Genomic DNA, 18,969 nt, shown 5'->3' with positions numbered 1-18,969 from the left:
GGTCAGGAGGGCAGGCGCGCCTCGAGCCCGGCGCGCACGCGGGGCCACTCCTCGGCGAGGATCGAGAAGTAGTCGATGTCGGCGAGGGTGCCGTCTGCGGCGGGGCGCAGGGAGCGCAGGGTGCCCTCGTAGCGCGCGCCGAGGCGGGCGATCGCGCGGTGGGAGCGGGTGTTGCGGTGGTCGCAGCGCAGGGCGACCCGCTGCACGCCGAGCTCCTCGAACGCATGGCCGATGAGCAGCAGCTTGCAGGTGGGGTTCACGACGCCGCCCCACACGGAGCGGGCGTAGATGGTGTTCCCGATGTCGACGCGCACCCCGGGCACGTGCTCGGAGTAGACGCTGCGGCCGATCAGCTCCCCGCCCTGCTCGACGGCGAAGGCGAACATGGCGGGGTGGTCGATGAGGGTGTCGAGGTGGGCTGCCATCGCCTCGTCGTCGGCGGGCAGCGGCTGGGACATGCCGGCCCAGCCCTCCTCGTCGACGATCGCGCGCAGCGCCGGGGCGTCCTCGCGGCGCAGGGGACGCAGGGTGATGTCGCCGCGGCGGAGGTGGATCCCGTGGTGCATGAGGGGAGTCTTCCCCATGCGCGGCGCTCGTGGCGGCAGGCATGGCTGGGTAGTCTCGGCGGCACGCGGCGATCGGGGGATCACCGCCCATCCGCACCTCGGCCCTCCCCCGCGGGCCACCCCTCGGACCGGACCGTTCCGACGGCCGGCCGACGAAGGAGACACCATGTCCTACCCCAGCCCGTACCAGTCCCCGCAACAGGGCTACCCGTCCTCGCAGCCCGGCTACGCGAGCCCGCAGGGCTACCCCGCCGCCGGCGGCGGCTACCCCGGCCCGGGAGGCGGCCACCCGGCTCCGCCGCGCAAGCGCCGCGGGATCAAGCGCATCATTGTCGGGTCGATCGGCATGGTGCTGAACTTCATCGGGCTGTTCGTGATGCCCCTGGTCGTCGGGATCCTTGTCGCCGGAATCTCCGTCGCCTCCACCACCCCGCAGGTGATCGGCTCCGACAGCGGCACCTTCAGCGCGTCGTCCTTCTCCCTGCACGGCGTGGGCGTCCCGGCCGACGAGGTCGCCGGTGCGTCCTGTGAGATCGACGGCCAGGACATCCAGGTGGACGACACCGCCGACGACGACATCAGCCTCGGCGACATCGACGGTGTCGAGTACGTCGAGATCCACGACGTCTCCGCCTACGGAGCGCAGGAGATCACCGTGGAATGCACCGGCACCACCTCGGTCGCGGTCCTGGACTACGGCATGGCGGGCACGGCACTCGGCATGGGGGCCGGGCTGCTGATCCCCATCGGGCTCGGCACGCTGTCCTTCATCCTGCTGGTCTGGGGGGTCATCGCCCGCGTGCGCTCCTGATCCCGGTCCGCGCGCCGCGCATTCGCCCCGTCCCCGAGGCCCCGGCCGTCCCGCACCGCGGGAGGCGGGGCCTCGGCGCGTCTCCGGTACGCGTCAGCGGGAGAGGGTCCTCGAAGAGATCCGCGGCCAGGGCGAAGCCATGCACCGCCTCAGCGATGACCGCCTGCTGCACGGCGGGATCCGTGATCCGGTCGAGGGAGTCGCGATAGCGGTCCTCGACCCGTTTCGGGGCGCCGACCGCCCAGAAGTCCCACATACTCAGCTGCTCGGCGGGCACCCCGTAGTGCCGGGCGACGAGCGCGCCGATGGCCTGGCCCCCGGAGAGGTCCCCGGGGTAGCGCAGGTAGTGGTGGGCGACGAGGGCGGGGGTGTCCGCGATGGCGAGCCGGGCGGTGTAGCGCTCGGTGGCGGGCAGCGGGGGTGCCGGGGTGTGGCCCTCGCCGAAGCGGGCGGCGAGGTCGGCGCGGATCGCGGCGGAGCGCTCGAGGCGGGGATCGTGCACGGAGGCGGCGAGGGGATCGACGGCCGCGATCTGTCGCATCCGCTCCTCCAGCGTGGCGTAGATCGGCAGGTACTGCTCGAGCAGGCGTCAGTCGTCGGCCTCGGCGAGCTCCCCGCCCATCAGCCGGGTGATGAAGCCGCGGTTCTCGGCGTCGCCGTGGTCGGTGCGGGTGGCCTCGCGGAGGAGGACGGAGAAGGCGGGGGCGTCGGTCATGATGCGGTCCTCCCGGGTGATCCGGAGGCGTCGGGATCCGAGGGCTCGCTTTTCTGACGCAGTGTCAGAACCATGATCTCCCCGCAGAGGCCGCCGGGCACGTCTCCGACCGGATTCCCCGCTCGGCACGGCCGGGCCGCCCCGAGCAATTATGCAACACGGAGCACGCGAATACTGGGCAGGGGCCGAGGACACCGGGATCAGCGCCGCCGGGACCCTCGGATCTGCGTGGACACACGGCGACCCCGGGCGCCGTGCGGCGGCGTCCCGGGGTCGCGTGCGAAGCGGGTCAGGAGGTCGTGACGACCTCGATGCGCTGCAGCTCCTTGAGGTCCGTGTAGCCGGTGGTGGCCATCGCGTGGCGCAGGGCGCCGATCAGGTTGGTGGTGCCGTCGGCCGAGATGGAGGGGCCGAAGAGGATCTGCTCCAGCGGGGCGACGGTGCCGACCTCGACCCGGTGGCCACGGGTGAGGGTCTGGTGGATCGCCTCATTGCCCCAGTGGTGGCCGCGGCCCGGGGCCTCCTCGGCGCGGGCGAGGGCGGCGCCGACCATCAGTCCGTCGGCGCCGCAGGCGATGGCCTTGACCAGGTCGCCGGAGCGGCCGAGGCCGCCGTCGGCGATGACGTGCACGTAGCGGCCGCCGGACTCGTCCATGTAGTCGCGGCGGGCGGCGGCGACGTCGGCCACGGCGGTCGCGAGCGGCACCTGGATGCCGAGGGTCTCGCGGGTGGTCTGGGAGGCGCCGCCGCCGAAGCCGACCAGCACGCCCGCGGCGCCGGTGCGCATGAGGTGCAGGGCCGCGGTGTAGGTGGCGCAGCCGCCGACGATCACGGGCACGTCCAGCTCGTAGATGAAGCGCTTGAGGTTCAGCGGCTCCCGGTCGGAGGAGACGTGCTCGGCGGAGACGGTGGTGCCGCGGATGAAGAACAGGTCCACCCCGGCGTCGACCACGGTCTTCCAGTGCTCCTGGGTGCGCTGCGGGGACAGCGAGCCGGCGGCGGTGACCCCGGCGTCGCGGAGCTGCTGGAGGCGGTCGCGGATCAGCTCGGACTTCACGCCCTCGGCGTACACCTCGCGCATCACGGCGACGGTGTCCTCCTCGGAGGCGGTGGCGATGCGCTCGTAGGCGGCGGTGGGGTCCTCGTAGCGGGTCCACAGGCCCTCGAGGTCCAGCACGCCGAGGCCGCCGTGACGGCCCAGCTCGATCGCCATCTCCGGGGACATGAAGGAGTCCATCGGGGCGGCGAAGATGGGGATGTCGAAGTGGTAGGCGTCCACCTGCCAGGCGGTCGAGACGTCCTCGGGGTCGCGGGTGCGCCGGGAGGGCACCACCGCGACGTCGTCGAAGCTGTAGCTGCGGCGTCCGCGCTTGTTCCGGCCGATCTCGATCTCGCTCATCACGCGAGGCAGTCTACCGGCGGGGCAGACGCCGCGCCCGCCGGCCCCTCACCTGGGCCGACACGCCACCGCAGGGCGCCGGCTCAGAAGGGCCGGCTCAGCGGCACGTCCGGGGTCTTGCCCTTGCGCTCGAGGAACTGGTTGAAGTTCTCGGCCCAGGCGCGGTGCCAGGCGATCTGCTCGCGGTGCAGGTCCTCCAGGCTGGAGGCACCGACCTTGGGGTGCGCGTCGACGATGGCGCGCAGCACGTCCAGGGTGCTGGAGACGTCGACGTCGGCGGTGTGCAGACGCCCGTCCTGCTGGATCCCGTAGTGCTCGAGCAGGTCCACCAGCTTGCGCTTGCCCTTGCGGTAGCGGTCCACGCCGCGGTCGATCACCAGCGGGTCGATCACGGGGACGATGTCGTGGCCCAGCCGCTCGGCGAGGGTGGGGAGCTGGTGACGGCGCAGCTCGTTCTCGAGGATCTGCAGGTCGAAGGAGGCGTTGAAGGCCACCACCGGGACGTCCTGGCCGAGGGAGTCGGCGAGCATCGAGGCCACCTCCTCCAGCGCCGCGGCGGGGGCCATGCCGTGGGCGGCCGCGTGCTCGGCGCTGATGCCGTGCACCGCCTGCGCCCCCTCGGGCATGGGAACGCCGGGGTCGATCAGCCAGGTCGCGACGGTCTCCTGCTCGCGGCCCGCCCCCACGGAGTGCACGAGCGCCACGGTGACGATGCGGTCGGAGGCGACGTCGGTTCCGGTGGTCTCGGTGTCGAAGCCCAGCAGGGGGCGCTGGATCCAGGACCCGGCGGCGCGGTCGGCGGGGGCAGGGGCGGCGGCGGTGCTCATGGCCCCACCCTAGGCCGCGCCCCTGACCAACGAGCCCGCCACCAGACCTCCGGGCCACGGCCACGGCGCACGCCCAGGCCCGGCCCACGGGGGCCTGTCCTTGAGATGGATTGTGAGCGACAGCGCCTCCGTATACGGCAGGCGCTGTCGCTCACGCTCCATCTGGTGGACAGCGCCGGGGCAGGAAGAGGCGCGACACGGGTGGGGGCGCCACCCGCGAGGTCGGCGCGGCACCAGGGCCCGGGCGGTGGACCGGGCTGGCGGCCCGGCATACCCTCACGCCATGAGCGCACCCACCCCGTACCTGATGTTCCCCGGCACCGCCCGGGAGGCTCTCGAGGCCTACGCAGCCGTCTTCGGCGGGGAGGTGGCGGTGAACACCTACGCCGAGTTCTCCCGCACCGACGGCCCCGCCGAGGCCGTCGCGCACGGGTTGCTGCACGGGCCCGTGCAGCTGTACGCCGCGGATGCTGCGGAAGGTGACGCCTCCCTCCACGTCACCGGCCTGATGATGTCGCTGCTCGGCCATGCGGAGCCGGCGACGCTGCGCACCTGGTTCGCGGCGCTCGCGGAAGCCGGGGAGGTGCGCGAGCCGCTGAGCCGTCGCCCCTGGGGCGCCTCGGACGGCGTGGTCACGGACCGTTTCGGGGTGACCTGGCTGCTCGGCTTCGAGCACGGCAGCGATCCCGACGGCGCCGCCACCTCCGACTGAGCCCCGTCGCCGGCCTAGTCACCGAGAAGGGCTGTCCATCCGATGCACCCAGGTGGCAGGTGGCGTGCATAGCGCACCTCACCTGCCACCTGAGTGCGTTCGGTGGAAGGCCCGGCGGGACCGACGCCTGCCGGGGGTCGGACGCGGGGACGGCGCGTCGCCCGGTGCCGGGGTCAGCGGGCCGAGTAGTTCGGCGCCTCCATGATCGCGGCCATGTCGTGGGGGTGGGACTCCTTGAGGCCGGCCGGGGTGATGCGCACGAAGTTGCCCTTGTCCTTCAGCTCCGGGACGGTGTGCGCGCCCACGTAGAACATGGACTGGTGCAGGCCGCCGGTGAGCTGGTGGATGACGCTGCCCAGCGGTCCGCGGTAGGCCACGCGACCCTCGATGCCCTCGGGCACGATCTTGTCGTCGCTGGAGACGTCGGCCTGGAAGTAGCGGTCCTTGGAGAAGGACTTCTTGCCGCGGGAGGCCATCGCGCCGAGAGAGCCCATGCCGCGGTAGGACTTGAACTGCTTGCCGCCCACCAGCACGACCTCGCCGGGGGACTCCTCGGTGCCGGCCAGCAGGGAGCCCACCATCACGGAGTCGGCGCCGGCCACGAGGGCCTTGGCGATGTCGCCGGAGTACTGCAGGCCGCCGTCGCCGATCAGGGGCACGCCCGCGGGGCGGCAGGCCTTGGAGGCCTCGTGGATGGCGGTCACCTGGGGCACGCCGACGCCGGCCACGACGCGGGTGGTGCAGATGGAGCCCGGCCCCACGCCGACCTTCACGGCGTCCGCTCCGGCATCGACGAGGGCCTGCGCGCCGGCCTGGGTGGCGACATTGCCGCCGATCACCTGGACGTCCGCGAAGTAGGGGTCGTTCTTGATGCGGGCGATCATCTCGCGGGCCAGCCGCGCATGGCCGTTGGCGGTGTCGACGACCAGCACGTCCACGCCCGCGTCCCGCAGGGCCCCGGCGCGCTCGAGGGAGTCGCCGAAGAAGCCGACGCCGGCGCCGACCAGCAGGCGGCCCTGGCCGTCCTTGGAGGCGTCGGGGTACTGCTCGGACTTCACGAAGTCCTTGACGGTGATCAGCCCGGTGAGGCGGCCCTGCGCGTCGACCAGCGGCAGCCGCTCGCGCTTGTTGCGGCGGAGCAGGGCGGTGGCCTCCTCGGGGGAGACGTCCTCGGGGGCGGTGAACAGCTCGGTGGTCATCACCTCCCCGACCTTGGTGGTGGTCCACTCGGCGACGGGGATGAAGCGCAGGTCGCGGTTGGTGCAGATGCCCAGCAGGCGCTGGTCGGCGTCGACCACGGGCAGTCCGGAGACGCGGTACTGGCCGCAGGTGGCGTCGAACTCCTCGAGGGTGGCATCCGGGCCGATGGTGACGGGGTTGGTGATGCGGCCGGTCTGGGTGCGCTTGACGAGGTCGACCTGGTGGGCCTGGTCCTCGATGGAGAGGTTGCGGTGCAGGATGCCGATGCCGCCGTGGCGGGCCATCGCGATCGCCATCCGCGACTCGGTGACGGTGTCCATCGCGGCGCTGGCCAGCGGCACCCGCAGGGAGATCTCCCGGGTGAGACGGCTGGTGGTGTCCACCTCGGAGGGGATCACGTCGGTCTCCCCCGGCAGCAGCAGCACGTCGTCGTAGGTGAGTCCGATGAAACCGAAGGGATCCGCGCTCGTCATGCCCCGATGGTAGTCGGGGCGCCCCGGGGGCAGGCGCGCCGCGGGACGTGGGACCGGCCACGTCCCGCGGGTCTGACGGCCGGTCCGAGGCGGCGATGACGGCGATGTCCGCGGCGCGGGCTCCGTGCAGGCGGATGGCGACGTCGGCGGCGCGGTCTCAGTGCGGGTGGTCGACCAGACGCCAGGCCGGGGAGGTGGCCAAGTGGGCCAGGGCCAGGCCCATGCCGGCAGCGAGCACGGTGAGCAGGGCCTCCTGGAGCAGCATCACCCCGCCGGTGAGGTCCCCGGCGTTCAGCAGGGCGAGCCCGCCGTACATCGCGAAGCCGGGGATCATGATCACCACGGCGGGCACGGAGATCGCGGTGCGCGGCAGCCGGTAGCGGCGGGCCAGCAGGTAGGCGAGCACGCCCACCAGCGCGGTGGCGCCGAGGGTGGCGAGCTGCACGGGGGCGCCGAGCTCGGTGAGCAGGAAGCGCAGGGAGTTGGCGAGGACGGACACCGAGGCCGCGGCGAGCGCGATCCGCCAGGGCGAGTTGAACAGGATCGCGAAGCCGAGCACGCCCGCGAAGGTCGCGAGGGCTCGTAGAGGCCATTCCACCGCGAAGGGCAGCACCAGGGATGCGGAGGGGGCCGGGTCGATGCCGGCGGCCAGCCCCACGGACCACACGGCGGAGGCGGCGCCGGCGATGATCACGGCCGCATAGGTGAGGCGGGCCAGACCGGCGGAGTAGTCCCCGCGCACCAGGTCGAGCAGGCCGGTGATCAGCGGGAAGCCGGGCACCAGGAACAGCACGGAGGCGAGGAAACCGCCCAGGTGGCCGGGCCCGATCAGGCCGAGGGCGACGGGCACCTGGGTGAGCAGCAGGTAGCAGGCGGAGGTGACGACGGCCGCGAGCACCGTGACCAGCAAGTGGTTCCAGCGGCGGCGCTGCACGGCGCGGCGGGTGGCCTGGCCGACGCCGGCGGCGAGTCCGGCGGCCAGCATCTCCAGCGGGCCGGCCTGGTTGAGGAAGGCGAAGGCGGCGCAGGCGACGGCCGCGGCGAGCACCGCCACCGGGCCGCTGTGCAGTGGGCGGCGGGCGCGGATGGAGCCCAGCCATCCGTAGATCTCGGCGGCGGTGGTGCCGCGCGCGGGCAGCTCCTCGACCATCCGCACGGTGCGGTGGAGGTGGTCGACATTGACGCCGACGTGGTCGGGGCGGGTGATGCGGGTGCGGTAGCGGCCGTCCATCGTGGCGGTCGCGGTGATGTCGGTGAAGGTGACGATGGCGGTGAAGGAGTCCAGACCGAGGGCGCGGGCGGTGCGGGCCATCGCGACCTTCACGCGGTAGGAGGCCATGCCGCTGGCCAGCAGGGTCTCCCCCACCGCGGCGGCGGCCTCGGAGCGCACCGTGAGCGAGTCGGGGATCCCGAGGGGGCTGGTGGCGGTGGAGGGCGCGCCCGGGGCCCGGTCGGGGTCGGCCGGATCCTCGTGGGGATGCGGGGTCTCCTCCGTGGGGTCCTGGGTCACCGTGCTCCTCCGGCCGTCGAGCGCCTCGCCCCGCCGCCGACGGCGGCCGGCTCAGGGCCGGGGGTCGCCGTCCTGGGCGGGCTCCTTGCCGCCGAGCACACGTCGCACCCGGTCGAACTCGTGCTGGAAGGCGGCCTCGTCCTCAGCGTACTCGGGCCGCCAGGGCATCCCGGCGCGTGCCGCCAGCTCGCGGTGCAGCGCCTCGCGGCGGGCGCGGCGGGCCTCGGCCACCAGCTCCTGGCGCTCGGGGGCGGGGCGCAGGCCGGCGTCCTCCTGCAGGGTCCGCAGACCGTCGAAGGCCGCGGAGTCCCAGCCGATCTCCGGCACCATCCACTCGCGCAGTTCGCCCCCGGGCTCCTCCACCAGGCCGATGCGGCCGAGGCTGCCCCGCTCGGCCTCCCCTACCGCGTGCACGACGTGCTCGAGCCGGGCGGTGCCCAGGGTGCGCAGCCCCTTGCGCAGCCGCAGCTCCCCGGAGCGGTCGTCGTAGAACACCACCTGGCGTGTGGCGAGCATGGGCATCAGCGCCCAGACCGCGAACAGCAGCCACAGCAGCGCGGCCCCGAGGAGGATCTGCGCCCACCCGGGAGCGAGGGCGGCCTCGATCCAGCCCTCGTGCCCGTCCACGAGCCGCATCCGGCGCCACTGGTCCAGCCCCGCCCCCGCGAAGGGGGACAGCAGCAGGGCGACCAGCGGCAGGCCGAGCACCGCGCCCGGCCCCCAGCGGGCACCGACGGTCGGGCCGATCACCACCGCCCCTTGGCGCGTGCGACGCGGCACGGGTGCGGCGGGATCGTCCTCGGCCGGAGCGGGAGGTTGAACCGTCATCCGTTCAGCGTACGTGCCCGGACCACCCGTTTAGGACGCTTTTGTCCCCCTGGTGGATAACAGAGGTACCCAAACCGGCCGTCAGCGGCCCGTGGGCCCGTGATCCAGGTCCTGGGCGCTGGTGAGGCTGCGCTCCTGGCCGGTGACGGGGTCGTGGAAGGCGAGGCGCCGGGCGAGCAGCTGCAGGCCCTGTCCAGGGATGTCCGGGACCTGCCCCGGGGCCCTCGACGTCCCGCCCGGCTCGTCCCTGTACAGCTCGTCGCCGAGGATCGGGGCGCCGCGGGCGGCGAGCTGGGCCCGCAGCTGGTGGGTGCGGCCGGTACGGGGGCGCAGGGACAGCAGCCGGGTGCCGTCGGACCCGATCGCGAGCAGCTCGACCTCGGTGACGGCGTTGGGCGCCCCGGCCACGACGTCGGTGCGGTGCACCCCGCGCGTCTTCTCCAGCCGGTCCGCCAGGACGGTCCGCTCCCCCACCGCCGCGGGCAGGTCCGCACCGGGCGCGGGCACGACCCGGGCGCGGTACTCCTTGGCGACCTCGCCGCGGGCGAAGAGCTGCTGGTAGGCGGCGCGCTCGGTCGGCATCACGGAGAAGGCGAGCACCCCGCGGGTGGGCAGGTCCAGGCGGTGGACGGGGCTCAGGGCAGTGATCCCGGTGGCGCGCCGCAGACGGACCAGGGCGCTGCCGAACACGTGGGCGCCGCGCGGCATGGTGGCCACCCCGGGCGGCTTGTCGATCACCAGCAGGTGCTCATCGTGCAGGAGCACGGACAGGGAGATGTCGGGCACGTCCTCCGGGGCCGGCTCGCGGTGGAACCAGAGCTCGTCGCCGGCGCGGACGGTCTGCCCGGCCGTCCAGGGCACCCCGTGGGCGTCGACCACCTCGCCGGCGGCGAAGCGCTGAGCGAGCGGGGTGGCGGCGGGATCGAGCAGGGGCGGGAAGCGGGCCGCGAGCGCCGCCAGGGCAGTGGCGCCGACCCCGGGGTCGGCGGGGCCGAGGCGGTGGTGCACGGGGTCCAGGCCGTCCCGCTGCGACAGCGGGGGCGGCGGACGTCGGGCCCGGCGACGGGCGGCCCGGCCGGGGCCCGCGCTCACAGGCCCCAGATGGCGAAGGTCAGCACGTTGTGGGCGAGGTAGAACAGCGCCAGGCCCAGCAGCAGCAGGGTGGGGTGCCGGTCCAGCACCGTGAGGGCCTGCGGCGCCCGCTCGCGCAGGTCCTTCGCGGTGATCGCGTCGATCTCCTCGACGGGCACCCCGGCGGCGCGGGCATGGCGCAGGGTGGCCTGCTGGGCGCGGGGGCCGAAGAAGCGGCTGGAGACGGCCAGCAGCCGGCGGTCCTGCTGGTCCAGCAGGTAGACGCCGTCGTAGGCGTTCTCGACGGCCTCGAGCATCTCGGCGGGGCTCGCGCCGCGCTCGATGTCGCGCACGGCCAGCACCCGGCCGACCCGCTGCCAGGAGCCGGCGACGCCGCGCCGTCCGAGGGCGCGCAGGCGGAAGCCGTGCTCGTCGACCTGCAGCCAGCCGGTCATCACCCGCAGCATGCCGATCACGACGACGGCCGCCACGGCGAGCCACACCAGGAAGGGCAGGGTGAACACGAGGTCGTGGCCGATCAGCGGGTTCCGCCACAGGCGCTGCCCGAGGAAGCTGATGATGACCAGGAACTCGAGGACCACCACGAAGACCAGGCCTGCCACCAGGGTGCCGACGACGACCTGCGGCGGGGGGCCGAAGGTGCGGGTGGGGCGGCTGTCCTCGGCGGGGTCGTCGCGGCGGGGATCCGGTGTCACCGTCTCCTCCTCGTGCCGCGGTGTCCTGTGGGCGGCTTCATCTTAGGCGGATCGGGGCCTCACCTGGCACACCGCGCCGATGGGCAGACGTCCCCACCCGGCGCGCCGACCGGGGACGCGAGAAGGGCGGGCGCTCCGGGGGTCTCCCGCAGCGCCCGCCCTCCCGGCGGACTGGACGATCAGTCGATCACTTCTCGTCCTCGTCGTCCTGCTTCTCGATCACGAGGGTCTCGGTGGTCAGCACCAGGCCCGCGATGGAGGCGGCGTTCCGCAGCGCGGAGCGGGTCACCTTCACCGGGTCGATGATGCCGGCCGCGAGCAGGTCCTCGTACTCGCCGGTGGCGGCGTTCAGGCCCTGGCCCGCGGGGGACTCCTTGACCTTCTCCACCACGACGTAGCCCTCGAGGCCCGCGTTCTCGGCGATCCAGCGCAGCGGCTCGACCACGGCGCGGGAGACGGCGCGGGCGCCGACGGCCTCGTCACCGGTGAGGCCGAGCTGCTCCTCGAGACCGGAGGCCGCCTGGACGATGGCGCTGCCGCCACCGGCCACGATGCCCTCCTCGATGGCCGCACGGGTCGCGGAGACCGCGTCCTCGATGCGCATCTTCTTCTCCTTGAGCTCGACCTCCGTGTGGGCGCCCACCTTGATGACGGACACGCCGCCGGAGAGCTTCGCGAGGCGCTCCTGGAGCTTCTCGCGGTCCCAGTCGGAGTCGGAGTTGGCGATCTCGGAGCGGATCTGCGCGACCCGGTCCGCGACGGCCTCGTCGTCCCCGGCACCGCCCACGATGGTGGTGGTGTCCTTGGTGACGACGACGCGGCCGGCGTGGCCGAGCACCTCGGGGCCGACGGTCTTGAGGTCCAGGCCGAGATCGGCCGTGACCACCTGGGCGCCGGTGAGCACCGCGATGTCCTGCAGCATCGCCTTGCGGCGGTCACCGAAGGCAGGGGCCTTCACGGCGGCGCCCTTGAAGGTGCCGCGGATCTTGTTGACGACCAGCGTGGACAGGGCCTCGCCGTCGACGTCCTCGGCGATGATGAACAGCGGCTTGCCGCCCTCGACGACCTTCTCCAGCAGCGGCAGGATGTCGGCGACGGCCGAGATCTTGCCCTGCACGAGCAGCACCTGGGCGTCCTCGAGCACGGCCTCCTGGCGGTCCCCGTCGGTGACGAAGTGCGGGGAGATGTAGCCCTTGTCGAACTGCATGCCCTCGGTGAAGTCGAGCTCCATCGCGGTGGTGGAGGACTCCTCCACGGTGATGACGCCGTCCTTGCCGACCTTGTCGAAGGCCTCGGCCAGCAGCTCGCCGATCTCGCGGTCCTGGCTGGAGACGGCCGCGACGTTCGCGATCTGCTCCTTGCCGTCCACGGGGGTGGCGAGCTCGCCGAGCTTGGCGGACACGGCCTCGACGGCCTGCTCGATGCCGCGCTTGAGGGCGGCGGGGGCCGCACCCGAGGCGACGTTGCGCAGACCCTCGTGCACGAGCGCCTGGGCGAGCACGGTGGCGGTGGTGGTGCCGTCACCGGCGACGTCGTTGGTCTTGGTGGACACCTCCTTCGCGAGCTGCGCGCCGAGGTTCTCGTAGGGGTCCTCGAGCTCGATCTCGCGGGCGATGGTGACGCCGTCGTTGGTGATCGTGGGGGCGCCCCACTTCTTGTCCAGGACGACGTTGCGGCCCTTGGGGCCCAGCGTCACCTTGACGGTGTTGGCGAGCTTGTCGACGCCGCGCTCGAGCGCGCGGCGCGCCTCCTCGTCGTAGATGATCTCCTTGGCCATAGCTTCGTATGCCTCAGTTCGCTCAGTCGGTGATGATGGCGAGGATGTCGCGGGCGCCGAGCACCAGGAACTCCTCGTTGCCGTACTTCAGCTCGGTGCCGCCGTACTTGGAGAAGACGACCTTGTCGCCCACGGAGACGTCCATCGGGACGCGCTCGCCCTTGTCGTCGAAGCGGCCGGCGCCGACGGCGACGACCTCGCCCTCCTGGGGCTTCTCCTTGGCGGTGTCGGGGATGACCAGACCGGAGGCCGTGGTCTGCTCCGCCTCCAGCGGCTTGACGACGACGCGATCCTCGAGGGGCTTGATGGAGACCGACATGCGGCTCCCTCCTTCATGAAGAGATGACTCGGTTCGAGTTCTGGGTCCAGGGATCCGGGGTCCCGTTCGTCGTCGCGGTGCCGAGCGGGGATGGATCCCTCTGGCAGCCTCTGGCACTCTCGGCCGTCGACTGCCAACGGAGCCAACTCTAGGACCGCTCTGGCACTCGTGCAAGACGAGTGCTAGGCCGTGGGCCGATGCCGGGGCGGACCCGCCGCGGCGATGATCGCGGCGACGGTCTCCGCGTCGTAGCGGTAGGCGGGGGTGGAGGGCTCGCCGTGGGTGTCCCCCGCGCTGGGGAGGACCGTGGTGGCGACGCGCGGGGCGGGCGCGGGGCCGTCCGCGGGCAGGGGTGCCAGCTCGATCCGGGTGGCGCCGCTGAGGGCGTGGGCGCGCTCGATGCCGTCGGGGGCGAGGGGGTCCATGACGGTGGTGACGCCGGGGGCGACCTGCACCGGGATGCCGGCCATCTCCCCGCTCATCGGGTGGTGGTAGTGGCCGCTGAGGATCAGTCGGACGTCGCCGCCGGCCACCGCCTCCGCGAGGGCGATGGGATCCTGCAGGCTGAGGGCCTCCAGCAGCGGGGTCGCCGCGGGCAGCGGCGGATGGTGCAGGGCGAGGATCGTGCCGTACCGCTCCCCCGCCGGACCGGCCGGGGCTGGCTCGGCGAGCACCTCCCGCAGCCAGGCGAGCTGCTCCGGGTCCAGGCGGCCGTAGCCGGCGCCCGGGACGCTGCTGTCCAGCACCACCACCCGGCCACCGCCGGGCAGCACGAGCACCCGGTCCTGCACCGCGTCCCCGCGGTCACCGGGGCCTCGGACGGCGGCGTAGGCGCCGGGGGCGTCGTGGTTGCCCATCGCGACCACCAGCGGCGCCCCGGCCGCGGCGGCCACGGGATCGAGGATCTCGTGCAGCAGGCGGTAGCTGGCCTCGCTGCCGTCCTCGGAGGCGTCGCCGGTGTGGACGATCAGGTCCAGCCCGGTGAGGTCGAGCCGGTCCAGCAGGCCGCGCAGGGCGGCGGCGGTGTCGATCCGCTCGTAGTGCCGGGCGTCCGGGTCGCCGAGCAGGTGCGTGTCGCTGAGGTGCAGGAGGCGCATGGGCGAAGGCTACGGGGCCGCCGGGGGCGGGTCAGCGCCGCAGGTGGTCCGGGGTGTCGGGGCCGAGCAGGCCGAGCACCGCGAACACGACGCCCGCGACGATCAGGGCGATGGCCAGCAGGGGCCGCAGGTCCAGGTGGGAGAAGCGGTCGGTCACGTCGCGGATGCGGTGGCCGAGGCCCGGGTAGCGGGCCCAGAGCACGGCCAGCAGCAGGTAGGGGCCGACGACGGCGACCAGGAAGATCGCGTACAGCCCGGCCTCGACGAGCAGGTCGCGGCTGGCGGAGGCGATCACGCGACCGGTGATGTACATGGTGGCCATGCCGCTGACGCCGATCAGGGCGTTCAGGGTGCCGGTGGCGATCAGCAGGGGCGGCGCCTCGGTGCGGGGCGTCGCGGCGGGCTTGGGCTCCCCGCGGGGGCGGCGCAGCCGGGTCAGCATCCACACCCCGGCGGCGATGAACAGGCCCGCCGCCACCAGGTCCACGGTGCGGCGGATGAGGAAGCGCTCGGCGCGGGCCTCCAGCAGCTCGGTGATGGTCTCCGGATCGACCAGGCGGAACACGAACAGCAGGACGGTGGTGCCGATCGCGACGCCCACGGTGATCCAGGCGACCGTGCGCACGGGCCGCGTGGTGGTGGAGAGCATCTTCATCACGATCGCGTACAGGGTGGGGCTGGTGCCCATCACCAGGCCCAGGCCCAGCAGGCTGACGGCGGCGCCGATCAGCGCGGCCATGTCGGAGATCACCCGAGCGCCCCCACCCATTCGTCGCTGCCGTCCGTGAAGTGCTGGTGCTTCCAGATCGGCAGCCGCGCCTTCACCGTGTCCACCAGGTCGTCGCAGGCGGCGAAGGCGGCCTTGCGGTGCGGGGCGGCGACGGCGCAGGCCAGGGCGGTCTCCCCGATGGCGAGGGGGCCGTGACGGTGGGCGAGGGCGAGCAGCACCTCGGGGTGCCGGGCGGCGACCTCGGCGGCGACGGCCGCGATCTCCTCCCCCGCGCCGGGGTGGGCGGTGTATTCGAGGCGGGTGACGCCGCGGCCCTCGTCGTGGTCGCGCACCACCCCGTCGAAGGTGACCAGGGCGCCGCAGCGCGGATCGGCGACGGCGGCGGCCATGGTGGCGGCGTCGACGGGCGCGAGGGTCACCTCGGCATGACGCACCCGGGCAGCCGGCACCTGCTCGTCGGACTCGGACGTGCTCATGCGTGGTCGCCTCCGTCGCGCTGGTCGAGCAGGTGGTCGAGGATCGGGTCGAGCACGGCGATGCCGTCGCGCACCCCGCCGCGGGAGCCGGGCAGGTTCACCACCAGGCTGCGGCCGGCCATCCCGGCCAGGCCCCGGCTGAGCAGGGCCGCGGGGGCGGTGCCGGCGCCGCGGCGGCGCACCTCCTCGAGGATGCCCGGCAGCTCGCGCTCCAGATGGGGCGCGGTCTGCTCGGGGGTGACGTCGCCGGGGGCGATGCCGGTGCCGCCGGTGGTGAGGACGACGTCGGTGCCCTCGGCGATGGCGCGGCCGACGGCCTCGCCGACGGCGGGCCCGTCGGGGACCACCTCGCGGTCGACGGGGTCCAGGCCGCGGCCGCGCAGCCACTCCACCAGCAGCGGGCCGGTGCGGTCCTCGTAGGTGCCGTCGGCGGCGCGGGTGGAGGCGACGATGACGCGGCCGCTGCCGTGCAGGGCGGGCGCGGGCGCCTCGTCGTCGCGGGCGCGGCAGTCGGCGTCGCTGCGGCGGGCGGGCATCTCCCTCATGCGCCCTCCCCCGGGCCGGAGGCGGTGCCGTGCTCGCGGCGCCAGGTGCCGCTGCGGCCGCCGGCCTTCTCCACCACCTCGACGTCCACGATCGCGGCGGCGCGGTCCACGGCCTTGATCATGTCGATCACGGTGAGGCCGGCGACGGTCACGGCGGTCAGCGCCTCCATCTCCACCCCGGTGGCGCCGGTGGTGCGCACGGTCGCGGTGATCTCGACGCGGTCCCCGGCGGGGTGCAGCTCCACCTCGATCCCGCCGATCGGCAGCGGATGGCACAGCGGGATCAGCTCGTGGGTGCGCTTGGCGCCCATGATCCCGGCCAGCCGGGCCGTGGCCAGCGCCTCACCCTTGGGCAGCTCGCCCTCGGCGATGCGGGCGATCACGTCGGCGCGGGTGCGCACGGCCCCGCGGGCGGTGGCGGTACGGGCGGTGGCGGGCTTGGCGGTCACGTCGACCATGTGGGCGGAGCCATCGGCGCGGACGTGCGAGAGCCGGTCGTCGCGCTGGTCGCGCTGATCGTGGTGCTCGGGTCGGGGTGCGGGGGTCATCGGCCACCTCCGGGCAGCAGCAGGGTCTCGAGCTCGTCGCCGTCGTGCACGGCGCCCACGCCGCGGGGAACCAGCACCAGGGCGTCGGCCCCGGCGAGCGCACCGAGCAGGTGGGAGGAGGGGCCGCCGGCCAGGCGCACCCGACCCGAGGGCAGCAGGTAGGCGCGGCGGTACTGGTCCAGGTGGGCCGGGGAGGGCTCGGGCGCCTCGAGCTGCAGGGGCAGGCGCAGGCGGGGCCGGGGCGGCGCGCCGAGGGCGGGGCGCAGGATCAGCTCGGCGCCGAGCAGGGCGGAGACGGGGTTGCCGGGCAGGGCCATCCACGGCACGGGGCGGTCGTCGAGTGCGAGGGAGCCGATGCCCTGCGGGCCGCCGGGCTGGATCGCGAGGGTGGGGAAGGCGAGGGTGACACCCTCGTGCGCGGCGGCCCGGCGGACCACCTCGTAGGCGCCCTGGCTGACGCCGCCGCTGGTGACGATCAGATCGGCGTCGTGGACGGCGGCGAGCTCGCGCAGGGTGGTCAGCAGGGTCTGGGCGTCGTCGGGGACGACGGCGGTGGCGACCACGACCGCCCCGGCCTCGCTGAGGGCGGCGGCGAGGCCGGGCCCGTTGGCGTCGCCGATGGTGGCGCGGGCGGGCGCGCCAGATTCTTCGGGGCACAGGGCTTCGGTGCGCAGGGCGTCAGGTGCGTCGGCGCCGACCTCGCTGCCGGTGGAGCAGACGACGACCCGCAGCGGCTCCCAGGCCTCGATCTCCCGGACACCGCAGGAGGCGAGGTGGGCGATCCGGGCGGCGGTCAGGGCCTGGCCCTCGCGCAGCACGGTGTCCCCGGCGCGGGTGTCGGAGCCGCGGCGGCGCACGTAGCGACCGGGCTCGGCGGAGGCGGGGGTGAGGGTGACGATGCCCGGATCGGACGTCCAGTCTTCGGGGTCCGCATCGGCGGTCCCCGCCGTGGGCTCGGCGGTGAAGGTGCCGCGGGCGCTCTCCTCGACGGGGACCACCAGTTCGGCCCCGGCGGGCAGCGGGGCGCCGGTCATGATGGCTCGGGCGGTGCCGGGATCGAGCGCGGAGGGGGCGTCGCCGGCGGCGATGGGGGCGCCGAGCGGCAGCGTGAGGGTGGCGGTGCCGCGCAGGTCGGCGGCGCGGAGGGCGAAGCCGTCCATCTGGGAGTTGTCCACGCCGGGCACGTCGATGCGGGCACGGACGGGCTCGGCGGCGATCCGGCCGAGGGCCGCGGCGTCCACGGCGACGGGGCGGCGGCCGCGCACCGCGTCGAGCAGCGCCCGCGCATCGGCCACGTGCTCGGCCAGGGGGATGCGCTGCGTCACGGGGCTCCTCGATCGGGGACGGGGCGGGCGGGATGGCAGTGAAGGGGACGGAACGGCCGGTGCGGCCTGTATCGCCGCGGGACGGCGATCGTCCGGTTCGTCGGGCCCTCGGCCGCCCCGTCCAGGATAGAGGCGTCCTATCCTGGTGGGGCGCCCGGACCGGACCGTGGCGGCCGCACCGCGGGGCCCTGCCCCGCCCGCAGCCAGGAGGTGGACATGGCACGCATCGCCCTCGGGATCCCCCGCCCGCGCGCGGCCGATCCCGCCCTGGCCGACCTGCCCGACACCGCGGACCGTCCCGCCTCCCCCGCCCTGGTGGACCGCTTCGGCCGCGCGGCGACCGACCTGCGGCTCTCCCTCACCGACTTCTGCAACCTGCGCTGCACCTACTGCATGCCCGCCGAGGGCCTCGAGTTCCTGCCCAAGGGCCAGCTGCTGGCCGCGGAGGAGCTGGTGCGGCTGGTGCGGGTGGGCGTCGAGCAGCTCGGGGTGCGGCAGGTGCGGCTGACCGGCGGGGAGCCGCTGACCCGCCCCGACCTGCCCGAGATCATCGCCGGCATCGCGGCCCTGGAGCCGCGGCCGGACATCTCCCTCACCACGAACGCGATCGGCCTGGACGCCCGCGCCGAGGGGCTGCGCGCGGCCGGGCTGGACCGGATCAACGTCTCCCTGGACACCGTGGTGCCCGAGACCTTCACCGCGATGGCCCGGCGGCCGCTGCTGCACCGGGTGCTCGCCGGGATCGAGGGGGCCCGCGCGGCGGGGCTGACCCCGATCAAGGTCAACGCCGTGCTGCTGCCCGGGGTGAACGGCCACGAGCTGCCGGAGCTGCTGGAGTGGTGCCTGCGGCGGGACCTGCAGCTGCGGGTCATCGAGCAGATGCCGCTGGACGCCGGGCACACCTGGGAGCGCGGCGCGATGGTCACCGCCGACGACGTCCACGAGATGCTGGCGCCGCTGGTGCGACTCACCCCCGTGGACGAGCCCCGCGAGGGCGCCCCCGCCGAGCTGTTCGAGGTGCACGACCGGGCGACCGGCCGGTACCGCGGCCGGATGGGCATCATCGCCTCGGTGACCCGGCCCTTCTGCGGGGACTGCCGCCGCACCCGACTCACCGCCGAGGGCAGCGTGCGCACCTGCCTGTTCTCCCGCGGGGAGACCGACCTGCGCGCCGCCCTGCGCGGCGGCGCGAGCGATCACGAGCTGGCCGAGATCTGGCGGGCCGCGCACTGGGGCAAGGCCGCCGGGCACGGCATGGACCGCCCCGACTTCGTCCAGCCCACCCGTCCGATGAGCGCCATCGGTGGCTGAGCCCTCCCCTGCG

21 protein-coding genes are annotated in these 18,969 nt (G+C 74.2%); 3 read left to right on the top strand and 18 right to left on the bottom strand.

Annotated features, from left to right (window positions below; translation table 11 throughout):
- Window positions 1–2: 2 nt before the first annotated feature.
- The gene (locus OM98_RS06725) at window positions 3–566 is read right to left on the bottom strand and encodes a GNAT family N-acetyltransferase (RefSeq protein WP_029362737.1); all 564 of its coding nucleotides are present in this window, start codon (window positions 564–566) and stop codon (window positions 3–5) included.
- 166 nt (window positions 567–732) lie between these two features.
- On the opposite strand from OM98_RS06725, the gene OM98_RS14835 reads away from it, so the two are divergent.
- Window positions 733–1,377 (top strand): hypothetical protein, encoded by a 645-nt coding sequence (locus tag OM98_RS14835; RefSeq protein WP_010533836.1) that lies wholly within the window; start codon window positions 733–735, stop codon window positions 1,375–1,377.
- On the opposite strand, the gene OM98_RS14520 is transcribed toward OM98_RS14835, so the two are convergent.
- The 4 genes from OM98_RS14520 to OM98_RS06705 form a co-directional block, all read right to left on the bottom strand.
- The gene (locus OM98_RS14520; RefSeq protein ID WP_280990802.1) at window positions 1,355–1,963 is read right to left on the bottom strand and encodes a biliverdin-producing heme oxygenase; all 609 of its coding nucleotides are present in this window, start codon (window positions 1,961–1,963) and stop codon (window positions 1,355–1,357) included. The two genes, OM98_RS14835 and OM98_RS14520, sit on opposite strands and share 23 nt — an antisense overlap.
- Window positions 1,964–1,966: 3 nt before the next feature.
- Window positions 1,967–2,092: a hypothetical protein gene (locus OM98_RS16365; protein ID WP_010533834.1), complete on the bottom strand. Its 126-nt coding sequence runs from the start codon at window positions 2,090–2,092 to the stop codon at window positions 1,967–1,969.
- 289 nt (window positions 2,093–2,381) lie between these two features.
- A complete protein-coding gene (locus tag OM98_RS06710) occupies window positions 2,382–3,491 on the bottom strand; it encodes a GuaB3 family IMP dehydrogenase-related protein (protein WP_010533833.1) in 1,110 nt (369 codons plus the stop codon).
- 83 nt (window positions 3,492–3,574) lie between these two features.
- Window positions 3,575–4,318 carry an exonuclease domain-containing protein gene (locus OM98_RS06705; protein ID WP_010533832.1) on the bottom strand — a complete coding sequence of 248 codons (744 nt, stop codon included), beginning with the start codon at window positions 4,316–4,318 and terminating at the stop codon, window positions 3,575–3,577.
- 283 nt (window positions 4,319–4,601) lie between these two features.
- On the opposite strand from OM98_RS06705, the gene OM98_RS06700 reads away from it, so the two are divergent.
- Window positions 4,602–5,030: a VOC family protein gene (locus OM98_RS06700; protein WP_033195061.1), complete on the top strand. Its 429-nt coding sequence runs from the start codon at window positions 4,602–4,604 to the stop codon at window positions 5,028–5,030.
- 173 nt (window positions 5,031–5,203) lie between these two features.
- Here the strand turns inward: OM98_RS06700 and guaB are convergent, their stop codons facing one another.
- The 13 genes from guaB to OM98_RS06635 form a co-directional block, all read right to left on the bottom strand.
- A complete protein-coding gene (gene guaB, locus OM98_RS06695; protein ID WP_010533830.1) occupies window positions 5,204–6,703 on the bottom strand; it encodes an IMP dehydrogenase in 1,500 nt (499 codons plus the stop codon).
- Window positions 6,704–6,860: 157 nt separating this feature from the next.
- Entirely contained in the window at window positions 6,861–8,213 is a 1,353-nt protein-coding gene (locus OM98_RS06690; RefSeq protein ID WP_010533829.1) for a threonine/serine exporter family protein, read from the bottom strand.
- Window positions 8,214–8,264: 51 nt separating this feature from the next.
- Entirely contained in the window at window positions 8,265–8,963 is a 699-nt protein-coding gene (locus tag OM98_RS06685) for a hypothetical protein (RefSeq protein WP_245528745.1), read from the bottom strand.
- Between the two features lie 159 nt (window positions 8,964–9,122).
- Window positions 9,123–10,133 carry a pseudouridine synthase gene (locus OM98_RS06680; protein WP_010533827.1) on the bottom strand — a complete coding sequence of 337 codons (1,011 nt, stop codon included), beginning with the start codon at window positions 10,131–10,133 and terminating at the stop codon, window positions 9,123–9,125.
- Window positions 10,130–10,828: a hypothetical protein gene (locus tag OM98_RS06675; protein WP_010533826.1), complete on the bottom strand. Its 699-nt coding sequence runs from the start codon at window positions 10,826–10,828 to the stop codon at window positions 10,130–10,132. Before OM98_RS06675 ends, OM98_RS06680 begins: the two co-directional genes overlap by 4 nt.
- Window positions 10,829–11,015: 187 nt before the next feature.
- Window positions 11,016–12,605: a chaperonin GroEL gene (gene groL / locus OM98_RS06670; RefSeq protein WP_010533825.1), complete on the bottom strand. Its 1,590-nt coding sequence runs from the start codon at window positions 12,603–12,605 to the stop codon at window positions 11,016–11,018.
- A gap of 22 nt (window positions 12,606–12,627) precedes the next feature.
- Entirely contained in the window at window positions 12,628–12,924 is a 297-nt protein-coding gene (groES, locus tag OM98_RS06665) for a co-chaperone GroES (RefSeq protein WP_010533824.1), read from the bottom strand.
- Window positions 12,925–13,106: 182 nt separating this feature from the next.
- Window positions 13,107–14,021, bottom strand: a complete 915-nt coding sequence (locus tag OM98_RS06660; protein ID WP_010533823.1) for a metallophosphoesterase family protein — start codon at window positions 14,019–14,021, stop codon at window positions 13,107–13,109.
- Window positions 14,022–14,052: 31 nt separating this feature from the next.
- Window positions 14,053–14,760 carry a GAP family protein gene (locus OM98_RS06655; protein WP_175285960.1) on the bottom strand — a complete coding sequence of 236 codons (708 nt, stop codon included), beginning with the start codon at window positions 14,758–14,760 and terminating at the stop codon, window positions 14,053–14,055.
- 8 nt (window positions 14,761–14,768) lie between these two features.
- A complete protein-coding gene (locus OM98_RS06650) occupies window positions 14,769–15,227 on the bottom strand; it encodes a molybdenum cofactor biosynthesis protein MoaE (protein WP_010533821.1) in 459 nt (152 codons plus the stop codon).
- The gene (locus OM98_RS06645) at window positions 15,224–15,763 is read right to left on the bottom strand and encodes a MogA/MoaB family molybdenum cofactor biosynthesis protein (protein ID WP_010533820.1); all 540 of its coding nucleotides are present in this window, start codon (window positions 15,761–15,763) and stop codon (window positions 15,224–15,226) included. The genes OM98_RS06650 and OM98_RS06645 overlap by 4 nt, the downstream gene beginning before the upstream one ends.
- A gap of 5 nt (window positions 15,764–15,768) precedes the next feature.
- Entirely contained in the window at window positions 15,769–16,320 is a 552-nt protein-coding gene (gene moaC, locus OM98_RS06640; RefSeq protein WP_010533819.1) for a cyclic pyranopterin monophosphate synthase MoaC, read from the bottom strand.
- Window positions 16,317–17,645, bottom strand: a complete 1,329-nt coding sequence (locus OM98_RS06635) for a molybdopterin molybdotransferase MoeA (RefSeq protein WP_010533818.1) — start codon at window positions 17,643–17,645, stop codon at window positions 16,317–16,319. The genes moaC and OM98_RS06635 overlap by 4 nt, the downstream gene beginning before the upstream one ends.
- A gap of 216 nt (window positions 17,646–17,861) precedes the next feature.
- On the opposite strand from OM98_RS06635, the gene moaA reads away from it, so the two are divergent.
- The gene (gene moaA, locus OM98_RS06630; protein ID WP_010533817.1) at window positions 17,862–18,956 is read left to right on the top strand and encodes a GTP 3',8-cyclase MoaA; all 1,095 of its coding nucleotides are present in this window, start codon (window positions 17,862–17,864) and stop codon (window positions 18,954–18,956) included.
- The last annotated feature ends 13 nt before the right edge of the window (window positions 18,957–18,969 follow it).

The organism is Brachybacterium squillarum M-6-3 (assembly GCF_000225825.1).
In the GTDB taxonomy this organism is placed as follows: Bacteria; Actinomycetota; Actinomycetes; order Actinomycetales; family Dermabacteraceae; genus Brachybacterium; species Brachybacterium squillarum.
The sequence above is the reverse complement of the archived record's forward strand: the minus strand, read 5'-3'. Positions and strand labels throughout refer to the sequence as shown.

Bases quoted from the DNA above. Each gene is read 5' to 3' on its own strand.
- OM98_RS06725 (WP_029362737.1), bottom strand. From the start codon at position 566: ATGCACCACGGGATCCACCTCCGCCGCGGCGACATCACCCTGCGTCCC.
- OM98_RS14835 (WP_010533836.1), top strand. From the start codon at position 733: ATGTCCTACCCCAGCCCGTACCAGTCCCCGCAACAGGGCTACCCGTCC.
- OM98_RS16365 (WP_010533834.1), bottom strand. From the start codon at position 2,092: ATGACCGACGCCCCCGCCTTCTCCGTCCTCCTCCGCGAGGCCACCCGC.
- OM98_RS06710 (WP_010533833.1), bottom strand. From the start codon at position 3,491: ATGAGCGAGATCGAGATCGGCCGGAACAAGCGCGGACGCCGCAGCTAC.
- OM98_RS06705 (WP_010533832.1), bottom strand. From the start codon at position 4,318: ATGAGCACCGCCGCCGCCCCTGCCCCCGCCGACCGCGCCGCCGGGTCC.
- OM98_RS06700 (WP_033195061.1), top strand. From the start codon at position 4,602: ATGAGCGCACCCACCCCGTACCTGATGTTCCCCGGCACCGCCCGGGAG.
- guaB (WP_010533830.1), bottom strand. From the start codon at position 6,703: ATGACGAGCGCGGATCCCTTCGGTTTCATCGGACTCACCTACGACGAC.
- groL (WP_010533825.1), bottom strand. From the start codon at position 12,605: ATGGCCAAGGAGATCATCTACGACGAGGAGGCGCGCCGCGCGCTCGAG.
- groES (WP_010533824.1), bottom strand. From the start codon at position 12,924: ATGTCGGTCTCCATCAAGCCCCTCGAGGATCGCGTCGTCGTCAAGCCG.
- OM98_RS06660 (WP_010533823.1), bottom strand. From the start codon at position 14,021: ATGCGCCTCCTGCACCTCAGCGACACGCACCTGCTCGGCGACCCGGAC.
- OM98_RS06655 (WP_175285960.1), bottom strand. From the start codon at position 14,760: ATGGCCGCGCTGATCGGCGCCGCCGTCAGCCTGCTGGGCCTGGGCCTG.
- OM98_RS06650 (WP_010533821.1), bottom strand. From the start codon at position 15,227: ATGAGCACGTCCGAGTCCGACGAGCAGGTGCCGGCTGCCCGGGTGCGT.
- OM98_RS06645 (WP_010533820.1), bottom strand. From the start codon at position 15,763: ATGCCCGCCCGCCGCAGCGACGCCGACTGCCGCGCCCGCGACGACGAG.
- moaC (WP_010533819.1), bottom strand. From the start codon at position 16,320: ATGACCCCCGCACCCCGACCCGAGCACCACGATCAGCGCGACCAGCGC.
- moaA (WP_010533817.1), top strand. From the start codon at position 17,862: ATGGCACGCATCGCCCTCGGGATCCCCCGCCCGCGCGCGGCCGATCCC.